Origin of the sequence: Kushneria phosphatilytica (assembly GCF_008247605.1) — a bacterium.
Taxonomy (GTDB): Bacteria; Pseudomonadota; Gammaproteobacteria; order Pseudomonadales; family Halomonadaceae; genus Kushneria; species Kushneria phosphatilytica.
Map to the genome: position 1 here is coordinate 2,465,561 of NZ_CP043420.1, position 12,154 is coordinate 2,477,714.

11 protein-coding genes are annotated in these 12,154 nt (G+C 56.4%); 10 read left to right on the plus strand and 1 reads right to left on the minus strand.

What is annotated here, in order from left to right:
• Nucleotides 1-123 precede the first annotated feature (123 nt).
• The 7 genes from FY550_RS11405 to FY550_RS11435 all read left to right on the plus strand — a co-directional run bounded on the left by FY550_RS11405 (nucleotide 124) and on the right by FY550_RS11435 (nucleotide 5,575).
• Entirely contained in the window at nucleotides 124-405 is a 282-nt protein-coding gene (locus tag FY550_RS11405; RefSeq protein WP_070979153.1) for a helix-turn-helix transcriptional regulator, read from the plus strand.
• Nucleotides 402-656 carry a hypothetical protein gene (locus tag FY550_RS11410; protein ID WP_070979155.1) on the plus strand — a complete coding sequence of 85 codons (255 nt, stop codon included), beginning with the start codon at nucleotides 402-404 and terminating at the stop codon, nucleotides 654-656. Before FY550_RS11405 ends, FY550_RS11410 begins: the two co-directional genes overlap by 4 nt.
• A 504-nt stretch (nucleotides 657-1,160) precedes the next feature.
• Nucleotides 1,161-1,400, plus strand: a complete 240-nt coding sequence (locus tag FY550_RS11415; RefSeq protein ID WP_139148709.1) for a hypothetical protein — start codon at nucleotides 1,161-1,163, stop codon at nucleotides 1,398-1,400.
• Complete coding sequence (locus FY550_RS11420) at nucleotides 1,393-1,722, plus strand: hypothetical protein (protein ID WP_070979159.1); 330 nt, start codon at nucleotides 1,393-1,395, stop codon at nucleotides 1,720-1,722. The genes FY550_RS11415 and FY550_RS11420 overlap by 8 nt, the downstream gene beginning before the upstream one ends.
• Nucleotides 1,715-2,752: a toprim domain-containing protein gene (locus FY550_RS11425; protein WP_199287801.1), complete on the plus strand. Its 1,038-nt coding sequence runs from the start codon at nucleotides 1,715-1,717 to the stop codon at nucleotides 2,750-2,752. Before FY550_RS11420 ends, FY550_RS11425 begins: the two co-directional genes overlap by 8 nt.
• The gene (locus FY550_RS11430; protein WP_070979163.1) at nucleotides 2,749-4,518 is read left to right on the plus strand and encodes a DUF927 domain-containing protein; all 1,770 of its coding nucleotides are present in this window, start codon (nucleotides 2,749-2,751) and stop codon (nucleotides 4,516-4,518) included. The genes FY550_RS11425 and FY550_RS11430 overlap by 4 nt, the downstream gene beginning before the upstream one ends.
• A gap of 88 nt (nucleotides 4,519-4,606) precedes the next feature.
• Nucleotides 4,607-5,575 (plus strand): hypothetical protein, encoded by a 969-nt coding sequence (locus FY550_RS11435; RefSeq protein ID WP_070979165.1) that lies wholly within the window; start codon nucleotides 4,607-4,609, stop codon nucleotides 5,573-5,575.
• 77 nt (nucleotides 5,576-5,652) lie between these two features.
• Here the strand turns inward: FY550_RS11435 and FY550_RS11440 are convergent, their stop codons facing one another.
• On the minus strand, nucleotides 5,653-6,015 hold the full coding sequence (locus FY550_RS11440) for a hypothetical protein (RefSeq protein WP_139148710.1): 363 nt from the start codon (nucleotides 6,013-6,015) through the stop codon (nucleotides 5,653-5,655).
• A 779-nt stretch (nucleotides 6,016-6,794) separates the two neighbouring features.
• On the opposite strand from FY550_RS11440, the gene FY550_RS11445 reads away from it, so the two are divergent.
• The 3 genes from FY550_RS11445 (at nucleotide 6,795) to FY550_RS17260 (ending at nucleotide 12,107) form a co-directional block, all read left to right on the plus strand.
• Complete coding sequence (locus tag FY550_RS11445; RefSeq protein WP_070979169.1) at nucleotides 6,795-7,106, plus strand: hypothetical protein; 312 nt, start codon at nucleotides 6,795-6,797, stop codon at nucleotides 7,104-7,106.
• A 1,796-nt stretch (nucleotides 7,107-8,902) separates the two neighbouring features.
• On the plus strand, nucleotides 8,903-11,068 hold the full coding sequence (locus tag FY550_RS17095) for an SEC-C metal-binding domain-containing protein (RefSeq protein ID WP_070979171.1): 2,166 nt from the start codon (nucleotides 8,903-8,905) through the stop codon (nucleotides 11,066-11,068).
• A gap of 631 nt (nucleotides 11,069-11,699) precedes the next feature.
• The gene (locus tag FY550_RS17260) at nucleotides 11,700-12,107 is read left to right on the plus strand and encodes a GFA family protein (protein WP_070979174.1); all 408 of its coding nucleotides are present in this window, start codon (nucleotides 11,700-11,702) and stop codon (nucleotides 12,105-12,107) included.
• Nucleotides 12,108-12,154: the final 47 nt, after the last annotated feature.

Consider the following 12,154-nt stretch of genomic DNA (forward strand, 5'->3'; position numbering starts at 1 on the left):
GAAAGCGTTGTAAAACCGCGCTTTACAACGCCAGCTGCTCGAAGTCTCCCCCGTCACCCTGCAAGCTGATCCTGTCCCCGGCGGCACCTGCGCCGCCTGATCAAACCACGACAGGAAACGCTTATGACGGCATCAACACAGCCCACCACCCGAGCCTGCCGGCGCGTCGAACGCATCCAGCTTGGCAACCGCCTGTTGCGCCGCCGCGAGGTGGAGCTCAAGACCGGCAAGAGCCGCTCATCGATCTACAAGGGCGTGAGCGAGGGCACCTTTCCGGCACCCGTGCCGATTGGCGACAACAGCGTCGCCTGGCTGGAAGAAGAGATCGACGGCTGGATCGCCGAACGCCTCTCCCAGCGCAACACCACTCTGAAAACCACTGCCCAACCGGAGGCCCGTGCATGAAACGCTTCACCATGAAAATCGGCAATCAGAGCATCGACTTTACAGAGGCCGACATGGAGTCGATGGATTCGGCCCTGACCGGCGCCGTCAACCTGCCGGGCCGCGAGATCGTGCGCGGTGGCAGTGAGCGCTTTGTGTCCGTCACGCAGCACAAGACGAGCACCACACCCGGCCATCACGCCGAACACCCCACCAATCATCACCTGCTGACCGATCTGCACTGGGGCCCCAGCATCGAGACCGATTGCTAGGCCGCGCCACCGCCTGACCCTCTGAACCACTGAATATCACCGCTGCCCGGTAGTCACCGGGTGGGGTTGGGGGAACTCTGCGCCGAAAACGGCGAAAGCCCCGCAGCTGGGGGCCACGGGGCTTTCGGAACATCGTCGAGGAGACCGCTACAGGATACCGCAATGCGCACCGCTGTCACGTCCCACTTTTTGCCAGGCATGGCCGCCGAACGATACCCGCTGACCGCGCCGGACTTGCCCCGGCCACAACGATCTGATTATGATGCTCGCGTCACGGCAAAATCCGTGACCGGGTTTGGCGACCCGAATCACTCAAGGCGCAGTAGCGCCCAAACCATTGCAGGCGCTTTTTTTGTGTCTGTAGTGCGTCGTTATGGCGGGCTGCGTGGGGAGACCTTCGGGTCTGCCGGTTTCCTTGAGTGCCGGTTCGCCAACCCTGCGCAGTCCGCCCCCATGCTGTTTGGCGACAGCCGGGGCGGTTCCGATACTCAAGGAGCCCGTCTCATGGCACATCACGCCCGAAGTGCGTCCGCACGCCCTGAAATCCCCCTCGAACAGCAGGCCATCGCCCTGATCGGCGCGAAGCTGATCGCCTTTCGCATCAACCGTCACCCCGAACAGCTCGCCCAGCTCATCGGCATGTCGCGCATGGCCGCCCAGCTCGGGGCCATCTCCAATGCCGAGCATATCCAGCTGCTGGAAGACCTCTACGCCCTCGCGGATGAGGAGGTGTCCCATGGCTGAGCGCCATAACCTGCCCCTGAGCCACGACATTCCCCTGACCACCAACGTCCGCCACGACGTGCCGGTGCTGGTGATCCGTGCCGATGCCGACTTCCAGAACCTGCACGACTGCGCCGGCCGACGCCTGACCGCCGCCAAGGAGATGCTGTTCTCGATTGCCTCCGTGGGGATCGAGCGCGCCGTGGCCGCCGAGGGCCGCGATCTGGCCAGTATCGCCAACGCCGCCTATCTGCTGCTGGAAGACGCCGACGACATGCTGCTGGCCATCGGCCGTGCCCACACCCGCGAAGTGGCGGATGCCCGGGAGGTGCGCCGTGGCTGAGCACGCAACCGTCGCGAAGATCCGGCAGGTGGCCATGGCCGCCCTGACCGACAGCGAGACCCTGTTGCGCGAGCTGCTGCCGGAAGGCCGGCGCAGCGGCTCGGAGTGGATCGCCCGTAACGTCGCCCGGGGGGATCAGTCCCCCGGCTCGTTCGGCGTCTCGCTGGTAAGCGGCAAGTGGAACGACTTTGCCGACAGTGCCGCCCACGGCGGCGATCTGGTATCGCTGTATGGCTATCTGCACCGCTGCCGGCAGGTCGATGCCGCCATGGCCATCGACCGGCTGCTGGGGCTGGGTATCTTCCAGCACGGCGCCGGAGTGCCACACCCCGCCCCGCAAGACACGGCCGTATCCGACCGGGAGGCATGGCTCGCCCGGCAGAAGCGTATCGAGAGCGAACGCGCCGAAGCCCGCGCCCATGCCGCCGAACGCGCCCGGCAGTGCTGGGACAGCGCCCGGCCGGCCGCGTCCACCCATCCCTATCTGATCGACCGGGGCGTGCCGGCCTACAACCTGCGCCAGTCGAAACGCGGCTGGCTGCTGGTGCCGCTCTACCACCAGGGCGAGCTGGTCAACGTCCAGTCGATCATGCCCAACGGCGGCAAGCGCTTCCTGAAGGGTGGCCGGGTACAGGGCTGTTACGCCCCCATCGGCGAGCCGCGCCCCTTCGGCAAGCTGTTCATCTGCGAGGGCTGGGCCACCGGGGCGACGCTGCACCGGCTGACCGGCGAGCCGGTGGTGTGCGCCATGCACGCCGGCAACCTCGCCGCCGTGGCACGGGCCATGCGCCCGCTGTGCGACGGCTCGCTGGAGCTGATCATCGCCGGCGACGACGACCGCCACACCGAGGGCAATCCCGGGCGCACCGCCGCCAACGATGCGGCGCTGGCCGTGGGCGCGATGGTGCTCTATCCGAAGTGGCCCGAGGGCTGCCCGGACGATCTCACCGACTTCAACGACCTGTATCGCTGGCATCGCCGGCAGCTTGCCCATGGGGACCCTACTGACCTGACAGGGGGTGACCGATGAGCGAACCTCGTCTGAGTCTGGTCGGCGAGCCGGCCGCGCCGCAGCAGGCCGCAGCACTCGCCCGCCCCGGGTATGCCGTCTATGCCGGACCCACCACCGTCGAGGGCCGCGTGTTCGATGGCGGCGTCTGGTATCACGGCCTCAAGCAGACCGGCCCCGATGAACCCGGGCTGCCGTTCGATCTGTGGATCTGTTCGCCGCTCTATGTCGATGCCGAGACGGTCGACAGCGAGGACGGCAGCATCGGCCGGCTGGTGCGCTTTGCGCACCGGGGCCGGGAACGCGAGTGCGTGATCCCCATGGAAGCGCTCGCCGGCAAGGGCGAGGACGTGTTGCGCCAGCTGATGCGGCAGGGCCTGACCGTCGCCTACAACCAGCGCAAGCATGTGCCGGCCTATATCGCCAGCCACCACGCCCCGGCCACGGTACTGGCCACCACCACCCGCACCGGCTGGCACGCTGCCACCGGCTCGTTCGTGCTGCCGCATCGGGTGATCGGCAGCGACGAGGTGCGCTATCAGAGTTCCGGGCTGGAAGCGCGCATCTTCGACAGCCGGGGCACCCTTGCCGAGTGGCAGCAGGAGGTGGCCACGCCCTGCCTGGGCAACCCGGTGCTGATCCTCTCGCTGTGCTGTGCGCTCTCCGGGCCGCTGCTCCGCAGGGTCGGGGTACACGGGGGCGGTATCCACCTGATCGGCGATTCGTCCAGCGGCAAGTCGCTGTGTCAGGACGCCGGGGCGTCTGTGTGGGGCGCGCCGGATCGCTTCAAGCTCTCCTGGGACATGTCGGGCGGCGGCGTCGAGATCGAGGCCACCACCCGCAACGACACCGCCCTGATCGCCGACGAGATCAGCCGCGCCAATCCCAAACGGTTGCAGGAGCATATCTACGCGCTGGCCAACGGGGCCGGCAAGGGCACCATGACCCGGGATCGCGAGGGCCGGCCGAAAAACCACTGGTGTGTGCCCATCCTCTCCAGCGGCGAGCGCAGCGCCGCCGATCATGCCGGCCTGTCCGGCCAGACGGCGCATGCCGGGGCCGAACTGCGACTGGTCGACATCAATGCCGGGACAAGACCCTATCGGGCCTTCGATGACGTCCACGGCACCACCGGGGAAGCCTTCCACCGCGCCCTGACCGGGGCGGTCAATCGCCACTATGGCCATGCCGGCCCGGCACTGATCGAACAGCTGCTGGAGCGCGAGGTGATGGACGGCCTGCCGTGGCGCTTCGGCGAGCTGCGCCGTTCGTTCGACGTGGCCAGCGCTCAGGCCGGCCGGGTGGCCGACCGCTTCGCGGTCATGGCGCTCGCCGGGGAGCTGGCCAGTGAATGGAGCATCCTGCCGTGGCCCGAGGGCACCGCCCTTGCCGCCTGCCGGATGCTCTTTCACGAATGGCTGGCCACCATCGGCGATGGCAATGCCGAGGATCGCCAGATCCTTGCGGCGCTGGCCGACTTCATCGCCCGCCACGGAGACAGCCGCTTTTCGGACGTGAATGCCCAGCTGGCCGCGCATGTGATCAACCGCGCCGGTTTCTACGAGATCGACAACGGGCGTCGGCTGTTCCTGTTCAACCGCGCCGCGCTCATAGAGGCCGCCGAGGGCTACAGCCGCGACCGCATCCTGCGCACGCTGGGCACCCATGACGTGATTCCCAAGACCGACCCGGGAAGGCTCCAGAAAAAGTACCGCCTGCCGGGCGGGGGCAGCGCCCGGTTCTTCGTCATCGATCCCGAAAGGCTCGATCCGGAGCGCCCGGCATGACGAGACACGCCCACCGGCATCTATCCCCCGCACCCCGTGGCCACCGCGTGGCCACGATCACCTGCCCACCCCATGGAGATGACACCCCATGACCGCTGCCAACGCCCGCACCACTCCGGACAACGCCACACAGGAAGCGCCGACCATGACCAGCGAGAATGCCAACATCACAGCCACCACAGACACGCCCCCGTCAATGCCGCAGCCCTCGCGGCGTCTGCTGGAGATCGACTTCGAATACCAGCCGACCACACCGGCCATCGAGGCTCTGACACCGCAAAGGGCCCACAGGGCACTGGACAAGGCGCGGACCGAGTATCTGGCGTGGCGCGAACGCCTGAAACAGGCCAGCGGGGAACTGGCCCGGCTGCAAAAGACCGTCAGCGCCGCCGAAGCTCAGGAGCAGGAGGCCGGCAAAGGCTGGCGCCGGGCGTTTCTGGAAGGGGCCGGCCAGCAGGGCCGGGAAGTACGCGACCAGCAGAAACAGGCCACCCAGTGGCGCATCGAGGCCGAGCAGAAACGCGAGATGATCGAGCTGCTGACCCCGCAGGTGGAGTGGCTGAAGATCAGGACCCGGTACGCCCGGGAAGAGTTCCAGCACCGGTTAAGGGCCGCGCAGGAGGTCACCACGCATCACACACTGCTGGCCGAGGCCGAAAGCCTGTTCGACGGACTGGAGAGCGGGGCCTTCCGGGCCTCTCTCTCGGGCCTGTTCCAACGTATCAGCGATGACCTCTGCAACGATGCCTCGTACATGCTTCGGTACGGTCTGGATGTGTCCAGCCAGCCCGGTGAGGGCATCTTCGCCTTCCTCGACAATCGGCAGACTCAAGCGGTCCGCCACGATATCCGCGAACGCCAGTATGCCGCGCTGGGTGAACTGGTCTGGCACCTGCTGCCGAAGACGGCCACCGAAGAGCCCACCACCCTCAGGGGCATCGCGCCGCTGGACTGCGAAGCGAACGGGAATGAATGGGGCACCAGCATTGCACGTCACCGGCGCCTGAAGGAGCTGGAAGCGTCCATGGAGTACATCCCCGGCCAAACGCAACAATAGCCCCCTGACAGCCGCAGAAGGCCCCGACCGGTGCGGGGCCTTTTTTTCAGGTCAGGTAGAGACTGTTAAACCGAAAGTCAGGCGCTGTCATGCATGGAGAACAGGACATGATGGCCGTCCCAGCCCATATACAGATACTTGCCCACTTCAAGCCTGTCGATAATATCTCGGCCCATTCTGGGCTCGGGAATTCTGTCCGGATTTCTCAAGGCATCGTAATAGCTGAATCTGACAGGCATGGAGTACCTCCCGGATGGGCCCCCCGAAGTCCAGCGCCCTTCATAACCCGGAGCGTGCTGGTCACCACCTTCAAGAGGCTCGATGCCTGCAAGCCGCAAAATGTTTTGTTGCTCGGGGCTTGGAAGATACGCGCGTTTATCAACATCTGTTTTCGTTATCATTTTGGCGGCAGAGGGAATTCTCCTGGAATTGGCACTCATGGCGCGAACCTCATCATGTGAACGGCCCCGGTGTTGATTGACCAATCCAGTACACCTTGTTGGTCGCAACAGGGTCCTGATCCTATCGGCCCCTGTTCGGCCAAGGGGGTAAAAGAGGCTGAGCCCCGGGTGCCCTCCTCATAATGTATCTACGGCACTTCCCGAATAGGCTGTAACGGCTTCAGGGATGAACTGAAGACCTCGGGTATCCCTCGCTTTCTGCGAAGAGCGTCTTGCAGGAGTGCCACTTCCCCCCTCTTTCGCTCGCCAGAGAAAGAAACGGTCATCGACATGATCGGATGCCACTGATCGGCCCGGCCATGCCGACCACCGGAACGCCCCGGAAGGAGCGTTACAGGAACCTGAAACGAGTGGCAACAGTGGCAACGGATCGCTACAGCCCACGGCTGGCGTGGCCTGCCGTGTTGCCACTCCCTATAAATAAGTGGCAACGGCTGGCAACACACCTCTTTGGGTACTTATAGAGAGAGGGTTCTGTTGCCACTCGCCATTTGACTGGCAACAGCGTTGCCGCTCTGAAACCCGCATGGTTGAGCCTTGTACCCGGTGTACCCGGTGTACCCGGTCGAAAATTACAGGTGTGAAAACGTATCAGAGGAATGGGAATCAGTATCAACAAAAGAGAGGCCCGAAACGGCTGGAGTGAGGCGTGATATTTCATTCTGGCGAGCGAAATTACTGACTTTGATAGGCGCGGTAATCTTCATTCTGTAATGGGTTATCGAATCACCATTTTTTGTTCAAGGGGGATCGGGCAAATGCCTTATAGGGTACGGCTGATGTTTGAATGGGGTGGTGGATGTATCTGGTGCGGTAACGATGCTGCTCGGGAAAGGTTTGGTGTGGGCTCCATTGAAGAGAATCTGCCGCTATCGGAAGCCACTCTCCAGAAGCTTCATGCGTTGACTGTCTGGCATGACAAGGCATTGGACTGGGATTATCCACCTGACCCCAGCCCTTGGAGCGAAGAAGAGTTTCGAGCTTTTGAAACTGCCGCCCATGACATGAGATCCAGACTTCAAACGGAGCTTGGTCCCGAGTTTGAAGTCGTTTATGAATCATTTCCCTGATCTGGAATGGTGAGCACAGACTGCCACAGGAACCTGAATCGACTGGCAACAGTGGCAACAAGGCAACACGTCGCTGAAAGCCGCGTCACAGGCGGGCTCCCGTGTTGCCACTCCCCATAAATAAGTGGCAACGGCTGGCAACACACCTCCTTGGGTACTTATGGAGAGAGGGTTCTGTTGCCACTCGCCATTCGACTGGCAACAGCGTTGCCGCTCTGGAACCCGCATGGTTGAGCCTTGTTGCCACTGTTGCCAGTGTTGCCACCGAAAAATCACAGGTGTGAAAACGTATCAGGGGAATGGGAAACGTTCTCACCTTTCAGGCTTCCCCCCGGCCCGAACGAATCGGCATCTCGTTACTGACTGGCGAGCGGGGGTTGTTTGTCGGGCGATGGCGTCAGACCCAGCTACATCGGTTGAAAATCTCGCTCGCCGGAAAGGAAGATCGAGCGGCGACATGGCCGGGCATCGTTGCGTCACCGAAACGGTGCCAATCCCGGAACGGTCGGGAAGCGAGTCACAGGAACCTGAAAACGAGCGGGAACACCGGGAACAGTGGGAACACCTCGCTGGAAGTCGCACCACAGGCGGGCTGCCGTGTTCCCGGTAATCACCATATGAGTGGGAACAAACGGGAACACCTCCCTGATAGAGGGTATATCTACGTGTTTCTGTTCCCACTCGATTTTTCAGTGGGAACAACGTTCCCACGCTGGAACCCGCATGGTTGAGCCTTGTTCCCACTGTTCCCGGTGTTCCCACTCAAAAATCACAGGTGTGAAAACGTTCAGGGAAAATGGGAAACGTTCTCGATAAGTGAAAGGCCATCCAGCTCGAATCGAACGCTTACTCTTTCAGCCTGGCGAGCGATTAGCCGGTGAAGGGAATTCCGGATGGGAGAGCGTCCCCGCTGACAATGTGATCACGGTCCGACCCGCTCCCTTCTTCCTGCCAAAACCAGCGCGATCCTGTGCATACTTTTGTATGGCTTTGTAACCATGGTTATCCGTGATAAAAGTGGACGCTAATTCGATAAAGGATGATGTCTGTTCGGCGGGTAACGGACCGAACAGGACCCCTGATGGCCACCGGCGCTGTGAAACGCTGCCGGAAGCTCGGATCAGCGTCCCACGGGGTGCATTGGGGAGGGTGCAAAATGCAACAAAGCGCAACGTTTTTCGGTGCCCCGAAACCACGCCCTGCCCCAGTACTGGCGCGGTTGGCGCCCTGATGCGTCACTGCAACAAAACCGACCCATTTAGCCCGCAGGCGGGGCGAGGAGTCGACAGCGCGCCGGGGGAGCTGACCGAGGTTTTCACCGTGGGCCGTTGCAGATGTGTTATCCACGGTGTCAGGAGCGCGGCAGTCGTGTCTAACCACTCATGTCGTACCAACAGCAGCAAGGAGTCATTATGGGTCTTAAACCGGGTCCAAAACGGATCGCTGATTCAACCGGCAAACCCGACCGCCGTCGGCGTGACAACAAACAGACATCTGGCAACACACCATCTTTGAAGCCACATAAACATAAAAAGGGTAATTAAGTATTCAAGCTGACATTAAGCCCCGCCATCGCATGGGGTTATCAAGGTGGCTTAATTTCCGGATTCAAAAACGTCAACTATTACTATCTTTTGAACCCACTCGTTTATAACGCCCATATACCGAAGCGCCATTAAACTAGGCAATTTTTCATAACCCAAAGCTGTTCAACAGTTTGCATTCATCATACTCTTTATAAAGAACCTGCTAGTTAGCAACATAACAAACCCCCTCCATTCAGCTTGGAAAGTAAAATGTCTGACATTGCAAACACTCGAACTGAAAAAACTATATTCAAAGAATTAGAGCTGCTTTGCCAGTCGCCGGGATACGTCCATGTTATCGCTTATTTGTGCATCCGAGACAACACTATCAGACATTCTCCTTCCGAGGTTAAGTTGGAAGATATTTTGCAACAATTTTCGATGGAGAGATTAGTTCGCACAGAGCTCTCGACTATAGTCGGCCTTATGTGCAAAAAAAACATAGACAACAGCCTCCCCTCTCCTGATGTTTTCCAAGAATACATCGACAAAACTGATAGCTTATTATTAGAACTCCATGAATCAATGCGTCCCGGTATGGATAGGATCTTTAATACAGAAGAAGCAAGAAAAGGAGAAATCAATCCTTTCCAGTCAGGTTCTATATTGAGAGAGTCCATTTTTTATGGGGGTGAATCAGCTTATCAATTCCAGTACAAAGATTTCTCAAAATTAAAGTACGAAAAAGATGATAACTGGCTTGTTTTAAACAAAGGTTATAATTTAGATCAAGCTATAAAAGTAATTACAGCCATCCAAGACGTCCACGATGAAAAGTTAAATAATGTTTTCATTGATTTTGCTCAAAAAGATCCAAAAGAATGGACTTTTTTGGAAACTTTTAAATTTAAAACAGAGGAAATATCGAATAATTCTGGCGTCGACACAGCCGTGTCACAGAAAGTTATAGAGTCTCTTACATGCTATACAGACATGGCTTGCTTTCAAAATCTGGATGACTTTAACCCTATAAATGCTTGCCCCATAATAAAAGTTGAAGATGGGGAATATCTTTTATTTTCAGTTTACAGCTTATTCCAAGCTTTCTATGAGACTCCCTTTTTTTGGTTTAATGAAGACAAAAGCTACAAGAACAAGGCCATGCAGCACCGCGGCGAATTTACTGAATTATTTTCAAAAGAAAGATTAGAGATCGTTTTTGGTGAAGAACGTGTATTTTGTAATATTGACATTTTCGATTCTGGAAATCAGAAAGTTGGCGAAATAGATGTATTAGTTTTATTTTCTGATAGAGCAATAGTCTTACAAGCCAAATCCAAGAAATTAACTATTGAAGCGCGAAAAGGAAATGATCTTTCTTTGAAAAGCGACTTTAAAAAAGCCGTACAAGACGCTTACGATCAAGCTTTCTCTTGTTCAAGATTGATTCTGGAAGGGAATTGCAGATTTTTTGATAGTCAGAAGGAAGAAATAAAAATTAGCAACGATTTTAAAGAAATATATCCTTTTTGTGTCGTTTCTGATCACTACCCTGCGCTTTCCTTCCAAGCCAAGCAGTTTCTCAAACAGAAACAAACGAATATAATAAAACCAGCATTTGTAATGGACATCTTCTTTCTTGATGTTTTAACAGAAATGCTACAGTCCCCTTTACACTTCCTAAGCTATATTCATAGAAGAGTTTTTTACAACGAAAAAGTCTTATCAACTCATGAGCTTACTGTTCTTTCATATCATCTCAAAACAAACTTGTGGATAGAAAATGATTTCTCACTAATATACCTCGAAGATGATATATGTGCCGATCTCGACCTTGCAATGCTATCGAGAAGAGAAGGGCTGCCCGGCCCGAAACAAGTTGATGGCATTTTAACAAAATACCAAGGGACTCATTTCGAAAAGCTAATTTCTGATATAGAAGAATTAGAACGCTCGGATACAATCGATTTCGGATTTATGATGTTAGCTTTCGGGGGAGATACGATTGAGTTAATCAATGACAGTATCGATAAAATAGCTGAAGCAGTTAAATACGATGGAAAACACCATGATTTGACATTAGTAGTAAGTGATCAAAAAGCAGGCTTGACCATTCATTGTAATAACAATTCAAATCATGATGCTATCCAGTTATTAAATAGGCACTGTGAATCTCGAAAATATTTACAGAAAGCTGACAAATGGTTTGGAATATGCATAGACCCAAAAACTTTAAAATTAAGATTTGGGGTGAATAAAGTTTTCCCTTGGAAACAATCAATTGAAATGGACAATTTAACGAGAAACTTTATGCCAGCCAAACCTATAGCAGCAAACGGTCGCGTAAATTTCAAAACTAAAACAATAACAAAAATTGGCCGCAACGAGAAATGCCCATGCGGTAGTGGTAAAAAATACAAAAAATGCTGTTTATGATAAAAGGATATCCATTCCATAAATGGCGCTGATGGTATACATCAAGGTATAACAAACACGATGCTCAAATAAATACCTTTTAAAAACATAAAGATACATTATAAGTAGAATCCTGACGGGGGCACCAACAGATTTGATGACTTACGGGCGACCCATTGCGGTCGCCCGTTTGTTCTCCTGCCTTCATCACCGCACCAATAATCGCAGTACCGCTTTAAACCAACCAGACAAAACAGAAGTCCAAATGCCCTCCATATCCATTAACTCAACAACAGCGCCTTGATCCGATTTCCAAAGCAGCCCGAGATTGCCAGCGAGTTAAAATGATGGGGATGCCATCTAGCCGCGATGCCAAGGCCTTTCGCGGTGCTATTCGGTCATCTGCTGTCAGGCTGACCGAACTCTCAAAGCCGGATACCGAATCCATCGCAATAGTGCTTGGATCCTGTCTGAAAAGTCACCGAGCGATGTCAGGGCAAGGCAAAAAAACGGCGAAGATACGGAATTTACATGGGGTAAATGAGTATCCTGATCTGGATTTTTAACACAGTATGCACAAGCGTAGGCACTTTTCAGACAGGGCCTGAGTTTCCGCAGAGCGCGGCATTAGGCCGAAAAAGGAAATAACGCAATGACTCAAACAATCTCCGGCGGATGCGCCTGCGGCTCAATCCGTTATGTGTGCACTGGCGCACCAGTCGCGATGCTCAATTGCCATTGCCGCGACTGCCAGCAGTCGAGTGGAGCGCCCTTCGCATCGGGCGTCGTCGTGCGAGTTGCAGATACAGAGGTGTCAGGTAGCCCGGGCACATATTCTGTTCAGGGTAGTAGCGGAGGCACTACAATTCGCAGCTTCTGCATACGTTGCGGCACGCCTTTATTTACCCGTGGCGAGGTCGTCCCGGACTTGATGTCTATTCGCTTTGCCTCACTGGATGATCAGGCCGGATTCAAGCCGATGGTAGACATCTGGACGTCGAGCGCACAGCCGTGGGTGAAGCTCAGCGAAGATATTCCTCACTATCCGCAGTCGCCCTAGCGTGGGTACGCAGGGCTTGCTGTCCGAGTTCCAAATTTGGAGTGCAA